The organism is Pseudomonas qingdaonensis (genome assembly GCF_018398475.1).
GTDB classification, from domain to species: Bacteria; Pseudomonadota; Gammaproteobacteria; order Pseudomonadales; family Pseudomonadaceae; genus Aquipseudomonas; species Aquipseudomonas palmensis.
This window is the reverse complement of the sequence record NZ_CP074676.1, coordinates 1,341,428-1,360,944: the sequence shown is the minus strand read 5'-3', so window position 1 is coordinate 1,360,944 and position 19,517 is coordinate 1,341,428. Positions and strand designations below refer to the sequence as shown.

Here is a 19,517-nt window from a genome sequence, read left to right as displayed (position 1 = left end):
TTGAATGTCTGACCTTTCCCAACACACCCCGATGATGCAGCAGTACTGGAAGCTGAAGAACCAGCACCCGGACCAGCTGATGTTCTACCGCATGGGCGATTTCTACGAGATCTTCTACGAAGACGCGAAGAAGGCCGCCAAACTGCTGGATATCACCCTGACCGCCCGCGGGCAGTCGGCGGGCCAGTCGATCCCCATGTGCGGTATCCCCTACCACGCCGCCGAAGGCTACCTGGCCAAGCTGGTGAAGCTGGGCGAATCGGTGGTGATCTGCGAGCAGATCGGCGACCCGGCCACCAGCAAGGGCCCGGTGGAACGCCAGGTGGTGCGCATCATCACCCCAGGCACGGTCAGCGACGAAGCCCTGCTCGACGAGCGCCGCGACAACCTGATCGCCGCCGTACTGGGTGACGAACGCCTGTTCGGCCTGGCCGTGCTGGATATCACCAGCGGCAACTTCACCGTGCAGGAGTTCAAGGGCTGGGAAAACCTGCTGGCCGAGCTCGAGCGGGTCAACCCCGTGGAGCTGCTGATCCCCGACGACTGGCCCCAGGGCCTGCCCGCCGAGAAGCGCCGTGGCTCGCGCCGCCGCGCACCATGGGACTTCGACCGTGACTCGGCGCGCAAGAGCCTGTGCCAGCAGTTCGCAACCCAGGACCTCAAGGGCTTCGGCTGCGAGAAGCTGACCCTGGCCATCGGCGCCGCCGGCTGCCTGCTCGCCTACGCCAAGGAAACCCAGCGCACCGCCCTGCCGCACCTGCGCAGCCTCAAGCACGAGCGGCTGGACGACACCGTGGTGCTAGACGGCGCCAGCCGGCGCAACCTGGAGCTGGACGTCAACCTGGCCGGGGGCCGCGACAACACTCTGCAATCGGTGATCGACCGCTGTCAGACCGCCATGGGCAGCCGCCTGCTGACCCGCTGGCTGAACCGGCCGCTGCGTGACCTGAAGGTGCTGCAGGCCCGCCAGAGCTCGATTCGCTGCCTACTCGACGGCTACCGCTTCGAGAAGCTGCAACCGCAACTGAAGGACATCGGCGATATCGAGCGGATTCTCGCCCGTATCGGCCTGCGCAATGCTCGCCCACGGGACCTGGCGCGCCTGCGCGACGCGCTTGGCGCGCTGCCTGAACTGCAGAACGCCATGGCCGAGCTGGAGGCACCGCATCTGGCGCGCCTGGCGGCCATCGCCGGTACCTACCCGGAACTGGCCGACCTGCTGCAGAAGGCGATCATCGACAACCCGCCTGCGGTGATCCGTGATGGCGGCGTGCTCAAGGTCGGCTATGACGCCGAGCTCGACGACCTGCTGTCGATGAGCGAGAACGCCGGGCAGTTCCTGATCGACCTCGAAGCCCGCGAAAAGGCCCGCACGGGCCTTGCCAACCTCAAGGTCGGCTACAACCGCGTGCATGGCTACTTCATCGAGCTGCCGAGCAAGCAGGCCGAACAGGCGCCGGCCGATTACATCCGCCGCCAGACCCTCAAGGGCGCCGAGCGCTTCATCACCCCCGAGCTCAAGACGTTCGAAGACAAGGCGCTGTCGGCCAAGAGCCGCGCCCTGGCGCGCGAGAAGATGCTCTACGATGCGTTGCTCGAAACCCTGATCGGCCACCTGGCCCCGCTGCAGGACACCGCCGCGGCGCTGGCCGAACTGGATGTGGTCAGCAACCTGGCCGAGCGTGCGCTGAACCTTGACCTCAACTGCCCGACATTCGTCGACGAACCGTGCATGCGCATCAGCCAGGGTCGCCACCCGGTGGTCGAGCAGGTGTTGACCACGCCGTTCGTGGCCAACGACCTGGGCCTGGACGACAACACGCGCATGCTGGTGATCACCGGCCCGAACATGGGTGGTAAGTCCACCTACATGCGCCAGACCGCACTGATCGTGCTGCTGGCGCATATCGGCAGCTTCGTGCCGGCCGCCAGCTGCGAGCTGTCGCTGGTGGACCGCATCTTCACCCGTATCGGTTCCAGCGACGACCTGGCCGGCGGGCGCTCTACCTTCATGGTGGAGATGAGCGAAACCGCCAACATCCTGCACAACGCCACCGAACGCAGCCTGGTGCTGATGGACGAAGTGGGCCGCGGCACCAGTACCTTCGACGGCCTCTCGCTGGCCTGGGCCGCCGCCGAGCGCCTGGCCCAGCTGCGCGCCTACACGCTGTTTGCCACGCACTACTTCGAACTGACCGTGCTGCCCGAAAGCGAGCCGCTGGTGGCCAACGTGCACCTGAACGCTACCGAGCACAACGAACGCATCGTGTTCCTGCACCATGTGCTGCCAGGGCCTGCCAGCCAGAGCTACGGCCTGGCAGTGGCACAACTGGCAGGCGTGCCGGCACCGGTGATCCAGCGAGCCCGCGAGCACCTGGGCCGCCTGGAAACCAACAGCCTGCCCCACGAAACCGCGCCAGCAAGCCCGGGAGCGCCCAGCACGCCGCACCAGAGCGACCTGTTCGCCAGCCTGCCGCATCCGGTGATCGAGAAGATCGGCAAGCTCGACGTGGACAACCTGACGCCACGCCAAGCTATCGAAATGCTCTATACACTAAAGACTCTGTTATAACGCCCCATCGCACAAACTGATAGAATCCCGCGCGGTTCGGCGGGGCAGCGAGTTATTAGCCTGGCTCGCTGCCGACCTACCGAACCGAGCGGCCCTGTCTGGAAGGGAACGCTGCCGTCGCCTGAGGAGAAAATTAGAAATGACCTTCGTCGTCACCGACAACTGCATCAAGTGCAAGTACACCGACTGTGTAGAAGTCTGTCCGGTGGACTGCTTCTACGAAGGCCCGAACTTCCTGGTCATTCACCCGGATGAGTGCATCGACTGTGCACTGTGCGAGCCTGAGTGCCCCGCCGTTGCGATCTTCTCGGAAGATGAAGTGCCGGCCGGCATGGAAAACTTCATCGAGCTCAACGCCGAGCTGGCCGAAATCTGGCCGAACATCACCGAGAAGAAGGATTCGATGCCAGACGCTGCAGAGTGGGATGGCAAGCCGGGCAAGATTGCAGATCTGGAGCGTTGATCGACGCCGGATCAATGAAAAAGGCCCTTCGGGGCCTTTTTTTATGTTCGCTGCAGGGCCAGCCACTTTTTCGCAGGCAAAAAAAAGGGGCGGTATGACCCGCCCACATTTTTTTCCGTAGTCCCTGTATTCCCTATCATCATCCTGATGAATCGCATCCCGCGATGTCCTTGGCGCTCATCCTTGAGAACCTGTGTCAGTCCGTAGACACAGCTCAGATACTATCCCCTGCAGCCGGCAGAGCAACTGGTAAAAGCTCTCAAAAAAAGTCCTGAAGGTGACGTCACCTCACAATAAACTCTTTCAATATCAATTGGTTAAATAAAATACCACGTCAAAGCCGACTGAAATTTACACCCTCTTGATGTAAAGGCTTACGGATCTTGTAAGCGATAACCTACAAATCCAATAACAATACGCAACCGGGAAAGGTTGCCGCCGTGGTATCGGTGTTTCTGCGCGTGTCTGAGCGCTTGAGACAGCCACGAACAAAAACGCCTCGACTGGGTCGAGGCGCCTTTTCGCAGCCGTCGCAGTTACTGGAACAGCGACTCGCTGGACAGACCGTTCTTCTCCAGGATCTCCCGCAGCCGCTTGAGGCCCTCCACCTGGATCTGACGTACCCGCTCCCGGGTAAGACCAATCTCCAGGCCAACATCCTCCAGGGTGCTGCTCTCATGCCCGCGCAGGCCAAAGCGGCGAATCACCACCTCACGCTGCTTGTCGGTCAGTTCGCTCAGCCACAGGTCGATGCTCTGGGACAGGTCGTCGTCCTGCAACAGCTCGCAGGGGTCGGTGGGACGATCGTCGGTGAGGGTATCGAGCAGGGTCTTGTCCGAGTCCGGGCCCAGTGAAACGTCCACCGAAGACACGCGCTCGTTCAGGCCGAGCATGCGCTTGACCTCGCCTACGGGTTTTTCCAGCAGGTTGGCGATCTCTTCCGGTGAGGGCTCGTGATCGAGTTTCTGGGTCAGCTCGCGTGCTGCACGCAGGTAGACGTTCAGTTCCTTGACCACATGGATCGGCAGGCGAATGGTGCGCGTCTGGTTCATGATGGCGCGTTCGATGGTCTGCCGGATCCACCAGGTGGCGTAGGTCGAGAAACGGAACCCACGCTCGGGGTCGAACTTCTCGACTGCGCGAATCAGGCCCAGGTTGCCCTCTTCGATCAGGTCGAGCAGCGATAGACCGCGGTTGACGTAGCGGCGCGCAATCTTCACCACCAGGCGCAGGTTGCTTTCGATCATGCGTTTGCGCCCGGCAGGGTCGCCACTTTGCGACAAACGCGCAAAATGAACTTCTTCTTCCGGGGAAAGCAGGGGCGAAAAGCCGATTTCGTTGAGGTAGAGCTGAGTTGCATCAAGTGCTCGAGTGTAATCGATGTACTTGTGCTGTTTGAGCGGTGAGCCTTGTTTGGCCCGGGTCCGAACCGGAGATACAGCAGGTTCGTCTGACACCACATCCGTTTCCAAAACGATGCCGGTTTCCATAAGGAGCACCTCATCGTCGATGTCAAACTCCGGCACTTCTTTACTGAGAGCCATTGTTATAGTCCTTTGCTGAGTTCGAACTCAGACTCAAGCGGCGCCTTTATCCTTGGCAACGCTGAGCCTGTCCCCACTACGCGAAGGAACAGGCCGGGTACATGCTTATCAACGACGTGGCAGGAATTGCAACGGATCTACAGGTTTGCCCTGGCGGCGAATCTCGAAGTGAAGCTTCACCCGGTCGGTGCCCGTGGACCCCATTTCGGCAATTGTCTGCCCAACCTTGACCTGCTGTCCCTCCCGAACCAACAGCCTGCGGTTGTGACCGTAGGCACTGACGTAGGTATCGCTGTGCTTGATGATTACCAGTTCACCGTAGCCCCGCAAGCCACTTCCGGCGTACACAACGGAACCATCCGACGCAGCAAAAACAGGCTGTCCCAAATCACCGGCGATATCAATGCCTTTATTCAAACTACCGTTTGAAGCGAATTTTCCAATCAGCACACCGTTGGCCGGCCATGCCCAGCCACCGGCCGAACGCTCCGAAGCCGGCACCTGGACAGGGGTGGTGGCGACGACGGGCGGCGCGCTGGTACCGCCTGAAGACGTGGTTTTTGCCGGTGCCGGGGTACCTGCCGGACGACGGGTGACCGTGGTCTTGCTGGAGGGCGAGGTGGAGGTGACGACCCGCGAGCCGCTGCTGGTAGCCGTGCTGGAGCCGAAGCGGATCGCCTGGCCGGGCCGGATGGTATAGGGCGCCGGGATACCGTTGCGCGCAGCGAGCTCCTTGTAGTCCCAGCCGTAGCGAAAGGCAATCGAGAACAGCGTATCGCCCGGGCGAACCACGTACTGCCCCGTAGTGACCACCGGGCGCTTGGGCGCGGCGCTGTTGCGGTCGACCACCCGCACGCTGCTCGAAGATGAACTGGAACACCCTGAAACCAGGGTTCCCAAGGCGAGTGCAATCACCAGAAGCTTTAAGCTCGATAGACCCATGCGCTGCCGAATGACTGTGTGACTCACCCGCCGCTCCCTTATGTGGTGACCGATGTAGGAATGCAATATTGTTGCAATTATAACCGAGCGCACAGGCAATGCAGATCAACTGCTTGCCAGGTTGTGCGATCGTTCAAGAAACCGCACGCCCCATAGACCCGGCAATGCACCGGGAATTCGACGCCCGCGAAAAAAATCGACTCAGCTCAATGTTCCATTGAGCAACGGCACGAAGCGTACGTCACACAGTTTGCGCCGCGAGAAGCCCTGTTCTTCGCGCACGATCAACAGCAATTGCTGTGTCTCGCCACTGGCGCCCACCGGTATCACCATGCGCCCGCCCGGTGCCAGCTGGTCGAGCAAGGCCTGGGGCACTTCGGGTGCGCCGGCGGTGACGATGATGCCATTGTAGGGGGCCAGTGCCGGCCATCCCTCGAAACCGTCGCCCCAGCGGAACACCTGGTTGCGCAGGTTCAACTCGACCAGCCGTTCCTTGGCGCGGTCCTGCAGGGGCTTGATGCGCTCTACCGAGAACACCCGCTCCACCAGCCTGGACAGCACTGCTGTCTGGTAGCCAGACCCGGTGCCGATCTCCAGCACCTTGTCCAGCGGACCGTCCTCCAGCAGCACCTCGCTCATGTACGCGACCATGAACGGCTGCGAGATGGTCTGGTTGTTGCCGATGGGCAGGGCGGTATCTTCATACGCACGGTGCGACAGCGCCTCGTCGACGAACATGTGCCGCGGGATGTTGCGCAAGGCCTCGAGCACCCGCTGGTCCTTGATGCCTTCCTCGATCAAACGCTGGATCAGCCGTTCACGGGTTCGTTGCGAAGTAAAACCGATACCATGGCGCATCAGATCCTCCGGCTCTCGCATCAGAGCAGCCCCTCCAGCCAACCCTCGAGACGGTCGAAGGCATCGTTGAAGGTGCGGTCAAGCTGTAGCGGGGTGATCGAGACATAGCCCTGCATCACCGCGTGAAAATCGGTACCCGGGCCGCCATCCTCGGCGTCGCCGGCCACCGCGATCCAGTAGCCTTCCTTGCCGCGCGGGTTGACCACCTTGGTCGGCGCCGCCGCACGTGCACGATGCCCCAGGCGTGTCAGCTGGATGCCACGGATGTGCTCCAGCGGCAGGTTGGGAATGTTCACATTGAGTACGGTGCGCGGTGGCAGCTCAAGGCTTGCATGCGCCTCGACCAGCTTGCGCGCGAAATAGGCGGCAGTGGGCAGGTTGTCCGGCAGGCGCGAGAGCAGCGAGAAGGCAAACGAGGTGCCCCCCAGGAATCGACCTTCCAGCGCCGCGGCGACCGTGCCCGAGTACAGCACGTCATCGCCCAGGTTGGCGCCCAGGTTGATACCCGAGACGACCATGTCCGGCGGATGCTCCAGCAGCCCGTTCAGGCCCAGGTGCACGCAATCGGTCGGTGTGCCGTTGAGGCTGATGTAGCCGTTGGCCAGGGTCTGCGGATGCAGCGGGCGGTCGAGCGTCAGCGAACTGCTGGCGCCGCTCTTGTCCTGGTCCGGGGCAATCACCACGCACTCGGCATAATCCGCCAGCGCAGCATGCAGCGCGGCGAGACCGGGTGCGGTGACCCCGTCGTCGTTCGAAATCAGAATACGCATGGGCTGTCCGTCTGCCCTGCCGGCACCAGATCGACGAGTTCGCGCACCACCACGGTGGCGAAGCATCCGGCCGGAAGGACGAATTCCAGTTGCAGGATATCAGGCTCGGGATAATGCCACGTCAAGCCGCCAATGGGCAGCCGCAGAATGCGCCGTTCCTGTTTGAGGTTGGCATTGCCCAGCCATTGGCACAGGGCTGCCTCCTGTTCGGCCACGTGTTGCTCGATCGCACCGCCTGCCCCACTGGTGGCCGGCAGGCCCTCGCCCCACAGCGGCCCGGTAGGGTGCAGGTCGAGTATTGCCAGGCGCGGATCGCTGCACTCGGCCTCGCCCGCCGCGAAAAAGCTGCGGCTGTCGGTGAACGCCAGCAGGTCGCCGACCTGAGCCTGTTGCCAGCTGCCATCGGCAACCCGCTCGGCCAGCACCCGGTTGAACAGGTAGCTGCGTGCGCTGGACAGCAGCCGCGAGCGCACATTGCGCTGCTCGGGCAGGGCCTTGCGCTCGGCCCACTGGCGCGCATCGTGCACGTTGCCGCCCGCAAAGCCAAATCGCTGGCTGCCGAAGTAGTTGGGCACGCCTTGTATGCGCAATTGCTCGAGGCGCGCGTCCAGGGCCTGGTGATCGGCGCTGAGCGCTGTGAGGCGCAGGGTGAAGCCGTTGGCCGAGTGCGCGCCACGCTGGAGTTTGCGCGAGTGGCGGGTGTGTCTGAGGATGCTCAGGGTTTCGTTTTCAGCCGCGCTCAGGTCAGGGTCGGCCTTGCCCGGCAGGTGCAGGCTGAACCATTGGCGAGTCAGCGCCTGACGGTCCTTGAGGCCGGCATAGCTCACGGTGCGCAGCGGTACGCCGGCGGCGCGGGCCAGGCGGCGGGCGGCCTCCTCGGTATTGAGGTCGCGTTTCTCGACCCACAGCCACAAGTGCTCGCCTTCACCCGACAGGGGAATGTCGAGCACTTCATCGACCTGGAAATCTTCGGCCGTGGCCTTGAGGATGGCGCTGCCCAGCGCCGGCCCGGCTGCCTGCGGGCCGAGCAGTTCGAGTTCGGTCATGCGCGCAGCAACAACGCGACGGCGTGAACGGCGATGCCTTCTTCACGGCCGGTGAAGCCGAGCTTCTCTTCGGTGGTGGCCTTGACGTTGACCTGGTCGAGCTCGACCTGCAGGTCCTGGGCGATCAGGGTACGCATGGTTTCGATGTGCGCGGCCATCCGGGGTGCCTGGGCCACGATGGTGGCGTCGACGTTGCCCACCTTCCAGCCCTTGGCATGGATGATCGACAGGATGTGGCGCAGCAGCACGCGGCTGTCGGCGCCCTTGAACTGCGGGTCGGTATCGGGGAAATGCTTGCCGATGTCACCCAGCGCGGCGGCGCCCAGCAGTGCATCGCTCAGCGCGTGCAGCAGCACATCGCCGTCGGAATGGGCCAGCAGGCCGAACTTGTGCGCAATGCGCACCCCACCCAAGGTGATGAAATCGCCTTCCGCGAAGCGGTGCACATCGTAGCCGTGGCCAATACGCATAAAAAAACGCCCTGATTGAGTCAGGGCGTGATTCTACCTGCTTTGCCGGGGGTTTGGCTTATTTGTAGGACTAGCCCTACGCCCGCCCCAATGCCGCCGCATGGTGGCGCAGGTGGTCATCGATGAAGCTGGCGATGAAGTAGTAGCTGTGGTCGTAGCCAGGCTGCAGGCGCAACGTCAGCGGGTAGCCAGCCGCCTGCGCGGCCTGGGCCAGCACTTCGGGCTTGAGCTGGGTTTGCAGGAAGTCGTCGCGATCGCCCTGGTCGACCAGCAGCGGCAGCGTTTCCTGCGCCTGCGCGATCAGCACGCTGGCATCCCATTCGCGCCAGCGTGAACGCTCCTCGCCCAGGTAGCGACTGAACGCCTTCTGGCCCCAGGGGCAGTCCATCGGGTTGCCGATGGGCGAGAACGCCGACACCGACACATAGCGCCCGGGGTTGCGCAAGGCGCACACCAGCGCGCCGTGCCCACCCATGGAGTGACCGCTGATGCTGCGCGCAGCGGAGGCCGGGAAATGCGCCTCCACCAGTGCCGGCAGCTCATCCACCACATAGTCGTGCATGCGGTAGTGCTCGGCCCACGGCTGTTCGGTGGCATTGAGGTAGAACCCCGCGCCCAGGCCGAAGTCCCAGGCGCCGTCCGGGTCGTCCGGTACCTGTGGCCCGCGCGGGCTGGTGTCCGGCGCCACGATGATCAGGCCGAGCTCGGCGGCAAGCTTGTGCGCGCCGGCCTTCTGCATGAAGTTCTCGTCGGTGCAGGTCAGCCCGCTCAGCCAGTACAGCACCGGCAGCTTGCCGCCCTGCTCCGCCTGCGGCGGCAGGTACACGGCAAACACCATGTCGCACCCCAGCACGCTGGAGCGGTGCCGGTAGCGCTTGTGCCAGCCGCCGAAGCTCTTCTGGCAGGAGATGTTTTCCAGGCTCATGGCAGACCTCAGAAGTGGATGACGCTGCGGATGCTCTTGCCTTCATGCATCAGGTCGAAGGCCTTGTTGATGTCTTCCAGGCCCATGGTGTGGGTAATGAAGGTGTCCAGCGGGATCTCGCCCTGTTCGGCCATGTCCACATAGCTTGGCAGCTCGGTGCGACCACGCACGCCACCGAATGCCGAGCCGCGCCAGACGCGGCCGGTGACCAGCTGGAACGGACGCGTTGCGATCTCCTGGCCGGCACCGGCGACGCCGATGATCACCGACTCGCCCCAGCCCTTGTGGCAGCACTCCAGGGCCGCACGCATCAGTTGCACGTTGCCGATGCACTCGAACGAGAAGTCCACGCCGCCATCGGTCAGGTCCACGATCACTTCCTGGATCGGGCGATCGTAGTCCTTGGGGTTGATGCAGTCGGTGGCACCCAGCTGGCGTGCGATCTCGAACTTGGCCGGGTTGATGTCGATGGCGATGATGCGGCTGGCCTTGGCCTTGACCGCACCGATCACGGCCGACAGGCCGATGCCGCCCAGGCCGAAGATGGCCACGGTGTCACCCGGCTTGACCTTGGCGGTATTGAGTACCGCACCGATACCGGTGGTCACGCCGCAACCGAGCAGGCACACCTTCTCCAGCGGGGCCTCTTTCTGGATCTTGGCCACGGAAATTTCCGGCAGCACGGTGTATTCGGAAAAGGTCGAGGTGCCCATGTAGTGGAATAGCGGCTGACCCTTGTAGGCAAAACGGGTGGTGCCGTCGGGCATCAGGCCCTTGCCCTGGGTCGCGCGGATGGCCTGGCACAGGTTGGTCTTGCCCGACTTGCAGAACTTGCACTGGCGACATTCCGGGGTGTAGAGCGGGATCACGTGATCGCCCACCGCCACCGAGGTCACGCCCTCACCGATGGCCTCGACGATGGCGCCGCCTTCATGGCCCAGGATGGACGGGAAGATGCCTTCCGGGTCGGCGCCCGACAGCGTGTAGGCGTCGGTGTGGCAGACGCCGCTGGCGACCACGCGCAACAGCACTTCGCCGGCCTTGGGCATGGCCACGTCGACTTCGACGATCTCCAGCGGTTTCTTGGCTTCGAAGGCAACGGCAGCACGGGACTTGATCATCAAGGTTCTCCACAAAGGTTTCAGTTCAGGCGTGAAGTGTAATTCATCGTCTTTTGATTAATAATCGAGCCAAACACAAAACATTATTGCCATGCAGGGATAATCGATGAGCAGCCGCTGGGAAGGGATCGACGAATTCGTCGCGGTGGCCGAAACGGGCCAGTTCACTGCGGCAGCCGAGCGCCTGGGGGTATCGTCGTCGCACGTGAGCCGCGCGGTGGCGCGCCTGGAAGATCGCCTGCAGACGCGCCTTTTGTACCGCAGCACGCGCAAGGTGACCTTGAGCGAGGCCGGGCAGACCTTTCTTCAGCACTGCCAGCGCCTGCAGGATGGCCGCGAAGAGGCCCTGCGCGCCATAGGCGACCTGACCAGCGAGCCCAAGGGGCTGCTGCGCATGACCTGTGCGGTGGCCTATGGCGAGCGCTTCATCGTGCCGCTGGTCACCCGCTTCATGGCGCAGTACCCGCAGTTGCGGGTGGACATCGAGCTGACCAACCGCACCCTCGACCTGCTGCACGAAGGCATGGACATGGCGATTCGCCTGGGTCGGTTGCAGGAGTCACGCCTGGTGGCGGCACGCCTGGCCCCACGGCGCATGTACCTGTGCGCCTCGCCAGCGTACCTGGAGCGCTATGGGCGGCCCCACAGCGTGTCGGAGCTGGCGCGGCACAACTGCCTGATCGGCAGCACGGATATCTGGGCCTTGCAGCAGGAGGGCCGGGAAATCAGTCAGCGGGTGCAGGGCAACTGGCGCTGCAACAGCGGGCAGGCGGTGCTGGATGCGGCGCTGCAGGGGATGGGCCTGTGCCAGTTGCCGGACTACTACGTGCTGGAGCATCTGGGCAGTGGCGCGTTGGTGTCGCTGCTTGAAGCGCATCAGCCGCCGAATACGGCGGTGTGGGCGTTGTACCCGCAACAGCGGCACCTGTCGCCGAAGGTGCGCAAGCTGGTGGATTATCTACGGGAGAAGTTGGGACAGCTGCCTGAGTACCGCAGCGTGTAGAAAACGTCGCGGGCTCCCACAGGCAGTTCACCAGCCCCTGAACGTGCTGCAGTCCCTTGTGTGGGCTGGCTTGCCAGCGAATGGGCCACCGCGGTCAATTGCCGCGATGAGCCCAGCGCTGTCTCAGCCACTCCAGGTCTTCCGGTCGCGTCACCTTGATATTGTCGTTGCGCCCTTCGACCAGGCGCGGCGCCTGCCCGGACCATTCGATGGCCGACGCCTCGTCGGTGATCGCCACGTCCGCCACCAGGCTGTCTGCCAGCGCACGGTGCAATACCCCCAGGCGGAACATCTGCGGGGTGTACGCCTGCCACACCGTGCTGCGGTCGATGGTGGCGCTTACCCGCCCGTTGGCATCGGCACGCTTGAGCGTGTCGCGCGCCGGCACCGCCAGCAGCCCGCCCACCGGGTCATTCGCCAGCTCGCCCAGCAGGCGGTCAAGGTCGTCGCGCGCCAGGTTCGGCCGCGCCGCATCGTGCACCAGCACCCAGTCGTTGTCGGCCGCGCCCTGGGCATGCAGCAGCAGCAAGGCGTTGAGCACCGAATCGGCACGCTCGCGCCCACCTGCCGCACGCTGGATGCGCGTATCGCTGGCGCAGGCCAGGCCCGGCCAGTAAGGGTCGTCGGCAGCAATGCTGACCACCACGCCCTTGAGGCATGGATGGTCGAGAAAACAGTCGAGGCTATGCTCGAGAATCGTCCGCCCGCCCAGCTGCAGGTACTGCTTGGGACGGTCGGCCGCCATGCGGGCACCAACACCCGCGGCAGGAATCACTGCCCAGAAGGCAGGCAGGGACGCCGTCATTGGGCCAACTGGTAGAGGGTTTCACCCTCCTTGACCATACCCAGCTCATGACGAGCGCGTTCTTCGACGGTTTCCATACCTTTCTTCAACTCCAGCACTTCGGCATCAAGCACGCGGTTACGCTCCAGCAGACGCTCGTTTTCAGCGTGCTGGTCGGCGATCTGCTGCTTGAGGTCGGCAACCTGGGCCAGGCTGCCGTTGCCCACCCACAGACGGTACTGCAGGCCACCCAGCAACAGGAGCAAGACGAGGAACAACCAATAGGGACTACGCATCAGGGTATCCACTGGAAAAAGGCCGCCCGTGCACAAGGGGCTGATGGCACGAAGCCTGACCGAAGCCAGGCTTTGTGGGGAAAGCACTTGCTGCACAGGGTTGCTGAAAGATTAGCTGCGTCTTTCAGCCTCACACTGCGGCCTTTTTACCATCTCTGGCTTAGCCGCGAAACTCGCCGCGACCACGGTACACAGCCTTGCTGCCCAGTTGCTCTTCGATACGCAGCAATTGGTTGTACTTGGAGACGCGGTCGGAGCGGCACAGCGAACCGGTCTTGATCTGGCCGGCAGCGGTACCCACGGCCAGGTCGGCAATGGTCGAATCTTCGGTTTCGCCCGAACGGTGCGAGATCACCGCGGTATAACCGGCGGCCTTGGCCATCTGGATGGCTTCCAGGGTTTCGGTCAGGGTGCCGATCTGGTTGAACTTGATCAGGATCGAGTTGGCGATCTTCTTGTCGATGCCTTCCTTCAGGATCTTGGTGTTGGTCACGAACAGGTCGTCACCGACCAGTTGCACCTTGTCGCCGATCTTGTCGGTCAGGATCTTCCAGCCAGCCCAGTCGGACTCGTCCAGGCCGTCTTCGATCGAGATGATCGGGAAACGCTCGGTCAGGCCCTTGAGGTAGTCGGCAAAACCGGCTGCATCGAACGACTTGCCTTCACCGGACAGGTTGTACTTGCCGTCCTCGTAGAACTCGCTGGCCGCACAGTCCAGCGCCAGGGTCACGTCGGTGCCCAGGGTGTAGCCGGCGTTGGCGATGGCTTCGGCGATGGCCGACAGCGCGTCTTCGTTGGAAGCCAGGTTAGGTGCGAAACCACCCTCGTCACCCACGGCGGTGTTCAGGCCACGGGCCTTCAGTACTGCCTTGAGGTGGTGGAAGATCTCGGTGCCCATGCGCAGCGCGTCGGAGAAGGTCTTGGCGCCGACCGGCTGCACCATGAACTCCTGGATGTCGACGTTGTTGTCGGCGTGCTCGCCGCCGTTGATGATGTTCATCATCGGGACCGGCATCGAGTACTGGCCAGGGGTGCCATTGAGGTTTGCGATGTGCGCGTACAGCGGCAGGTCCTGGTCCTGTGCAGCGGCCTTGGCGGCAGCCAGGGACACGGCGAGGATGGCGTTGGCGCCCAGGTTGCCTTTGTTTTCAGTACCGTCGAGCTTGATCATCGCCAGGTCGAGCGCTTTTTGCTCGACCGGGTCCTTGCCCAGCAGCAGGTCGCGGATCGGGCCGTTGATGTTGGCGACGGCCTTCAGTACGCCCTTGCCCATGTAACGGCTCTTGTCGCCATCACGCAGCTCCAGCGCTTCGCGCGAGCCAGTGGAAGCACCCGACGGCGCACAGGCGCTGCCGATGATGCCGTTGTCGAGCAGTACGTCCGCTTCGACGGTAGGGTTACCGCGCGAATCGAGAACTTCACGACCTTTGATGTCGACGATTTTTGCCATTGTTGTAAGCACTCCAGAATTGACGAAAACAACGCAGCTGAGAAAAAAACCGGGTCCGTCACAGGCGGTCGGCGCACGGGCAGGCCTGACGAGGACAAGCCCCTGACCCGGGGGTCAGGGGATGAACGGGCGGTACTTTACCGGAGAATCGAGGTTTACGCGGTTTCTACCGTCGGAAAACTCTTGACCAGTTCGTCCAGTTGCTTGAGCTGGGCCAGGAATGGCTCCAGTTTGTCCAGGCGCAGGGCGCACGGGCCGTCGCACTTGGCATTGTCAGGGTCCGGGTGGGCCTCGAGGAACAGGCCCGCCAGCCCCTGACTGAGGCCGGCCTTGGCCAGGTCGGTGACCTGGGCACGGCGGCCACCTGCGGAATCGGCGCGACCACCCGGCATCTGCAGGGCATGGGTCACGTCGAAGAACACCGGGTACTCGAACTGCTTCATGATGCCGAAGCCGAGCATGTCCACCACCAGGTTGTTGTAGCCGAAGCTCGAACCACGCTCGCAGAGGATCAGTTGGTCGTTGCCGGCCTCTTCGCACTTGCTCAGGATGTGCTTCATCTCCTGGGGTGCGAGGAACTGCGCCTTCTTGATGTTGATCACCGCGCCGGTTTTGGCCATCGCGACAACAAGGTCAGTCTGGCGCGACAGGAAGGCCGGCAGCTGGATGATGTCGCACACGTCGGCCACGGCCTGCGCCTGGTGCGGCTCGTGCACGTCGGTGATCACCGGCACGTTGAAGGTGCGCTTGATCTCTTCGAAGATCTTCATCCCCTCTTCCAGGCCAGGGCCGCGGTAGGAGTTGATCGACGAACGGTTGGCCTTGTCGAAGCTGGCCTTGAACACGTAGGGGACACCGAGCTTCTCGGTAACCCGCACGTACTCTTCGCAGACCTTCAGGGCCAGGTCACGGGATTCCAGCACGTTCATGCCGCCGAACAGGACGAACGGCTTGTCGTTGGCGATCTCGATGTTACCGACGCGAATGATCTTCTGGGTCATGGATCAGGCCTTGTTCTTTTGAGCCAATGCAGCTTTGACGAAGCCGCTGAACAGCGGGTGGCCGTCACGCGGGGTAGAGGTGAACTCCGGGTGGAACTGGCAGGCCACGAACCACGGATGGTCCTTGGACTCGACCACTTCGACCAGTGCGCCGTCGCCGGAACGACCCGAGACCACCAGGCCCGCCTCGATCAGTTGCGGCAGCAGGTTGTTGTTGACCTCGTAGCGGTGACGGTGACGCTCGACGATCACGTCCTTGGCGTAGCAGTCGTGCACCTTGGAGCCGCTTTGCAGCTGGCACTCCTGGGCGCCCAGACGCATGGTGCCGCCAAGGTCCGAGGCTTCGGTACGGGTCTCGACAGCGCCGGTGGCATCTTCCCACTCGGTGATCAGGCCCACCACAGGGTGACCGCTGGCGCGATCGAACTCGGTGGAGTTGGCGTCCTTCCAGCCCATCACGTTGCGGGCGAATTCGATGACCGCCACCTGCATGCCCAGGCAGATCCCCAGGTATGGCACCTTGTTCTCGCGAGCGTATTGAACGGCAGTGATCTTGCCTTCCACGCCGCGCAGGCCGAAACCGCCCGGTACCAGGATGGCGTCCACGCCTTCGAGCAGGCCGGTGCCCTGGTTCTCGATGTCTTCGGAGTCGATGTAGCGCAGGTTGACCTTGGTGCGGTTGCTGATGCCGGCATGGCTCATCGCTTCGATCAGCGACTTGTAGGCATCGAGCAGCTCCATGTATTTGCCGACCATGGCGATGGTGACTTCGTGCTCGGGGTTGAGCTTGGCATCGACCACCGCGTCCCACTCGGACAGGTCGGCGCTGCCGCACTGCAGGCCGAAACGCTCGACGACGAAGTCGTCCAGGCCCTGGGAGTGCAGGATGCCCGGGATCTTGTAGATGGTGTCGGCGTCTTCCAGCGCGATCACCGCACGTTCTTCAACGTTGGTGAACTGCGCGATCTTGCGGCGCGACGAGCTGTCGATCGGGTGATCGGAACGGCACACCAGCACGTCCGGCTGCAGGCCGATGGAGCGCAGCTCCTTGACCGAGTGCTGGGTAGGCTTGGTCTTGGTCTCGCCGGCGGTGGCGATGTACGGCACCAGGGTCAGGTGCATCAGCATCGCGCGCTTGGCGCCCACTTCGAAGCGCAGCTGGCGGATGGCCTCGAGGAACGGTTGCGACTCGATGTCACCCACGGTACCGCCGATCTCGACCATGGCCACGTCGGCATCGCCGGCGCCCTTGATGATGCGGCGCTTGATTTCGTCGGTGATGTGCGGGATCACCTGGATGGTGGCACCCAGGTAGTCACCACGGCGCTCCTTGCGCAGCACGTGCTCGTACACGCGGCCGGTGGTGAAGTTGTTGTTCTGGGTCATGGTCGTGCGGATGAACCGCTCGTAGTGGCCCAGGTCCAGGTCGGTCTCGGCGCCGTCGTGGGTGACGAACACCTCACCGTGCTGGAACGGGCTCATGGTGCCCGGGTCGACGTTGATGTACGGGTCCAGCTTGAGCATGGTGACCTTGAGCCCCCGCGCCTCCAGGATGGCCGCCAATGAAGCCGAGGCAATGCCTTTCCCCAATGAAGAAACAACACCGCCCGTGACGAATATGTAGCGCGTCATGAAAAACCCTAGAAGTCTGCGTTAAAGCGGTCAGTGCCGCCGGGGAAAGCGAAGGAAGGCCGAAGCCCCCGATCACCTGCGTCAATCACAGTGCATCTTAAAAAACTGCCGCGCCTGGTCAGACCGGGGGTTGAAAACCCGGTAAGGAGCTCGCTAAACATTTTTAGAATCGCCCAGCAAAAAACTGCTTGGTAATCGGCAACTGCCGTGATTCAGATGAAGTCACAGAAGTTGTATCAAGAAGGGAGCGTAGTCTACCGGAATGTCCCTTTCATCTCAAACCTTGCGCGCTTGTCGGTACGCACCAGTGCAGTTGCCCGTCGGCAAGCCCCAGCCCCGGCAGGTTGGCCACCGCCAGCAACTGCCCGTCGCGGTACAGCAGCGGCACGCGCTGGCGGGCGAACAAGGGTAGCTGGCGCTCGTTGAGCAACCGCTTGAGGTCGCGATGGCCTCTACCCTCGACCGCCATCCTCTCGCCGCCCTGGCGATAGCGCACCTGCAGCGGGCCCTGCGGCAACCTGCCGCTTAGTGTCAACTGGCCATTGCCGGGCAGTGCAAGCGGCTGGCGCGGGTCGAGCCAAGGCACCGGCTGCGCCGGCGGCGTGAGCCAGTGCGCATCCAGCCAGTAGATACGCAGGCCACTGCGGTGCAGCTCGCCATCGGCCAGGCGCCATACAGGACGCCCTTCGCCGCCGGCATCGCGCACGCCTTCCCAACCCGACCAGTGGCGGGTGTCCGGCAGGCGCGTGCGCGCCGCCAGCCAGTACTGCAGGGCGTTGCGCTGGCGTGCCGGGGACAGTTGGCGCAGCACCTCCAGATCCAGCGACGGGCAGCCCAACCAGGCGAAGGCATCGGGGGTCGAGGCTTGCGCGAGGTCCTGCTGCGCCACCTCATCGAGCAGGCCCTGCGCCTCGGCCAGGTGCGCGGCGCTGCGCGCCAGGCTGCGCGCCGCCTGGGGCCAGCGTCGGGTCAGCGCCGGCAGCACCTGGTGGCGCAGGTAGTTGCGCGAGAACTGGGTGTCATCGTTGCTGGGGTCTTCTATCCAGTGCAGGCCATGCGCGGTGGCGTAGGCCAGCAGTTCATCACGCGGGGTATCCAGCAAGGGTCGCAGCAGGCTGCCCTGCCCCAGCGCCCGCTGCGCCGGCATCCCCGACAGACCACGCAGGCCGGCACCGCGCAACAGCCGAAACAGCAGCGTCTCGGCCTGGTCGTCGCGGTGCTGGCCGGTCAGCAGCAGTTCGCCCGGGCGCAGGGCCCGGGCGAAGGCTGCATAGCGCGCGTCCCGGGCGCCCTGCTCCAGGCTGGCGCCAGGGGCGACGTGCACATGGATGATGTCCAGCGGTACGCCCAGGCTGTCGCACAGGCGCTGGCAGTGGGCCGGCCACGCATCGGCAGCGGCTTGCAGACCGTGGTGGACATGGAGGGCACGAAGGGGCGCAGCCGGCTGTTGGGCCAGCAGGTGCAGCAGGACGGTGGAGTCGAGGCCGCCAGAGAGGGCGACGCACCAGCCGGTAGCTTGGTGCCAGGGGGACAGGGTGTTGCGCAGGTCGATCATCGGTGGCCCTTCGCCGGCAAAGCCGGCTCCTACAGAAGCGAAAGGGCCACCGATGAGTTCAGATCAGAGCCCGTAGCTCATCAGGCGATCATAACGGCGCTTGAGCAGCGCGTCGTTGTCGAACGCCTTGAGCATGTCCAACTGCTCGATCAGCGAAGCGCGGATGTTGGCCGAGGCTGCCGCCGGGTCACGGTGTGCGCCGCCCAGTGGTTCGCCGATCACCTTGTCAACGATACCCAGGCCCTTGAGGCGCTCGGCCGTGATGCCCATCGCTTCGGCTGCGTCAGCAGCCTTCTCGGCAGTCTTCCACAGGATCGAGGCGCAGCCTTCCGGCGAAATCACCGCGTAGGTGGAGTACTGCAGCATGTTCAGCTGGTCGCAAACGCCGATGGCCAGTGCACCGCCCGAACCGCCTTCGCCGATCACGGTGGCGATGATCGGCGTTTTCAGGCGAGCCATCACGCGCAGGTTCCAGGCAATCGCTTCGCTCTGGTTGCGCTCTTCGGCGTCGATGCCAGGGTAGGCGCCCGGGGTGTCGATGAAGGTCAGGATCGGCATCTTGAAGCGTTCGGCCATTTCCATCAGACGGCACGCCTTGCGGTAGCCTTCAGGGCGTGGCATGCCGAAGTTGCGGCGTACCTTCTCGCGCACTTCACGGCCTTTCTGATGACCGATCACCATCACCGGCTGGTCGTCCAGGCGGGCGATGCCGCCAACGATCGCGGCGTCGTCAGAGAAGTGGCGGTCGCCATGCAGCTCGTCGAACTCGGTGAAGATGTGGTCGATGTAGTCCAGGGTGTACGGACGACGCGGGTGACGCGCCAGGCGCGCGATCTGCCAGCTGGTCAGGTTGCCGAAAATGCTCTCGGTCAGCGTGCTGCTCTTGTCTTGCAGACGGGCGATTTCATCGCCGATGTTCAGCGAGTTGTCATTGCCGACCAGGCGCAGCTCTTCGATCTTGGCTTGCAGGTCAGCAATCGGCTGTTCGAAATCCAGAAAATTCGGGTTCATAGGCATCCGTCTTGGGTCGACGGCCAGGCGGCCGGCCGGTTGATCCGTTTGGCGCCCTACCTTAAGGGATCAGG

General features: G+C 63.5%; 18 protein-coding genes. 3 read left to right on the top strand and 15 right to left on the bottom strand.

The features are described 5' to 3' along the window. Window positions 1-4 precede the first annotated feature (4 nt). Both mutS and fdxA read left to right on the top strand, forming a co-directional pair. Window positions 5-2,572 (top strand): DNA mismatch repair protein MutS, encoded by a 2,568-nt coding sequence (gene mutS, locus KH389_RS06105; protein ID WP_213607030.1) that lies wholly within the window; start codon window positions 5-7, stop codon window positions 2,570-2,572. 139 nt (window positions 2,573-2,711) lie between these two features. Further along, window positions 2,712-3,035, top strand: a complete 324-nt coding sequence (fdxA, locus tag KH389_RS06100; RefSeq protein WP_043863281.1) for a ferredoxin FdxA — start codon at window positions 2,712-2,714, stop codon at window positions 3,033-3,035. A 536-nt stretch (window positions 3,036-3,571) separates the two neighbouring features. On the opposite strand, the gene rpoS is transcribed toward fdxA, so the two are convergent. From rpoS to KH389_RS06060, 8 genes are all read right to left on the bottom strand, one after another. Next, a complete protein-coding gene (rpoS, locus tag KH389_RS06095; protein ID WP_054914992.1) occupies window positions 3,572-4,579 on the bottom strand; it encodes an RNA polymerase sigma factor RpoS in 1,008 nt (335 codons plus the stop codon). Between the two features lie 108 nt (window positions 4,580-4,687). Next, the gene (locus KH389_RS06090; RefSeq protein WP_213607029.1) at window positions 4,688-5,548 is read right to left on the bottom strand and encodes a peptidoglycan DD-metalloendopeptidase family protein; all 861 of its coding nucleotides are present in this window, start codon (window positions 5,546-5,548) and stop codon (window positions 4,688-4,690) included. Between the two features lie 174 nt (window positions 5,549-5,722). Beyond that, entirely contained in the window at window positions 5,723-6,400 is a 678-nt protein-coding gene (locus tag KH389_RS06085; RefSeq protein WP_162484879.1) for a protein-L-isoaspartate(D-aspartate) O-methyltransferase, read from the bottom strand. Beyond that, window positions 6,400-7,149, bottom strand: a complete 750-nt coding sequence (gene surE, locus KH389_RS06080; RefSeq protein WP_043863278.1) for a 5'/3'-nucleotidase SurE — start codon at window positions 7,147-7,149, stop codon at window positions 6,400-6,402. Before surE ends, KH389_RS06085 begins: the two co-directional genes overlap by 1 nt. Continuing rightward, complete coding sequence (truD, locus tag KH389_RS06075) at window positions 7,137-8,195, bottom strand: tRNA pseudouridine(13) synthase TruD (protein WP_213607028.1); 1,059 nt, start codon at window positions 8,193-8,195, stop codon at window positions 7,137-7,139. Before truD ends, surE begins: the two co-directional genes overlap by 13 nt. Then, window positions 8,192-8,665: a 2-C-methyl-D-erythritol 2,4-cyclodiphosphate synthase gene (gene ispF / locus KH389_RS06070; protein ID WP_043863276.1), complete on the bottom strand. Its 474-nt coding sequence runs from the start codon at window positions 8,663-8,665 to the stop codon at window positions 8,192-8,194. The genes truD and ispF overlap by 4 nt, the downstream gene beginning before the upstream one ends. A gap of 76 nt (window positions 8,666-8,741) precedes the next feature. After that, window positions 8,742-9,590 (bottom strand): S-formylglutathione hydrolase, encoded by an 849-nt coding sequence (gene fghA, locus KH389_RS06065; RefSeq protein WP_043863275.1) that lies wholly within the window; start codon window positions 9,588-9,590, stop codon window positions 8,742-8,744. An 8-nt stretch (window positions 9,591-9,598) separates the two neighbouring features. Further along, window positions 9,599-10,711: an S-(hydroxymethyl)glutathione dehydrogenase/class III alcohol dehydrogenase gene (locus KH389_RS06060; RefSeq protein WP_043863274.1), complete on the bottom strand. Its 1,113-nt coding sequence runs from the start codon at window positions 10,709-10,711 to the stop codon at window positions 9,599-9,601. 106 nt (window positions 10,712-10,817) lie between these two features. Here KH389_RS06060 and KH389_RS06055 point away from each other — a divergent pair, with 106 nt between their 5' ends. Then, the gene (locus KH389_RS06055; protein WP_123752971.1) at window positions 10,818-11,714 is read left to right on the top strand and encodes a LysR substrate-binding domain-containing protein; all 897 of its coding nucleotides are present in this window, start codon (window positions 10,818-10,820) and stop codon (window positions 11,712-11,714) included. Window positions 11,715-11,808: 94 nt separating this feature from the next. Here KH389_RS06055 and ispD read toward each other — a convergent pair whose 3' ends face one another. From ispD to KH389_RS06020, 7 genes are all read right to left on the bottom strand, one after another. Further along, entirely contained in the window at window positions 11,809-12,519 is a 711-nt protein-coding gene (ispD, locus tag KH389_RS06050; protein WP_213607027.1) for a 2-C-methyl-D-erythritol 4-phosphate cytidylyltransferase, read from the bottom strand. After that, on the bottom strand, window positions 12,516-12,794 hold the full coding sequence (ftsB, locus tag KH389_RS06045) for a cell division protein FtsB (RefSeq protein WP_043863271.1): 279 nt from the start codon (window positions 12,792-12,794) through the stop codon (window positions 12,516-12,518). The genes ispD and ftsB overlap by 4 nt, the downstream gene beginning before the upstream one ends. 160 nt (window positions 12,795-12,954) lie before the next feature. Then, window positions 12,955-14,244 (bottom strand): phosphopyruvate hydratase, encoded by a 1,290-nt coding sequence (gene eno / locus KH389_RS06040; RefSeq protein ID WP_043863270.1) that lies wholly within the window; start codon window positions 14,242-14,244, stop codon window positions 12,955-12,957. A gap of 155 nt (window positions 14,245-14,399) precedes the next feature. Next, window positions 14,400-15,245 (bottom strand): 3-deoxy-8-phosphooctulonate synthase, encoded by an 846-nt coding sequence (kdsA, locus tag KH389_RS06035; RefSeq protein ID WP_213607026.1) that lies wholly within the window; start codon window positions 15,243-15,245, stop codon window positions 14,400-14,402. Window positions 15,246-15,248: 3 nt separating this feature from the next. Further along, window positions 15,249-16,877, bottom strand: coding sequence for a CTP synthase (locus KH389_RS06030; RefSeq protein WP_043863268.1), 1,629 nt, complete (start codon window positions 16,875-16,877; stop codon window positions 15,249-15,251). 271 nt (window positions 16,878-17,148) lie between these two features. After that, the gene (gene tilS, locus KH389_RS06025; RefSeq protein WP_213607025.1) at window positions 17,149-18,432 is read right to left on the bottom strand and encodes a tRNA lysidine(34) synthetase TilS; all 1,284 of its coding nucleotides are present in this window, start codon (window positions 18,430-18,432) and stop codon (window positions 17,149-17,151) included. A 63-nt stretch (window positions 18,433-18,495) separates the two neighbouring features. Continuing rightward, complete coding sequence (locus KH389_RS06020; RefSeq protein WP_043863266.1) at window positions 18,496-19,443, bottom strand: acetyl-CoA carboxylase carboxyltransferase subunit alpha; 948 nt, start codon at window positions 19,441-19,443, stop codon at window positions 18,496-18,498. Window positions 19,444-19,517: the final 74 nt, after the last annotated feature.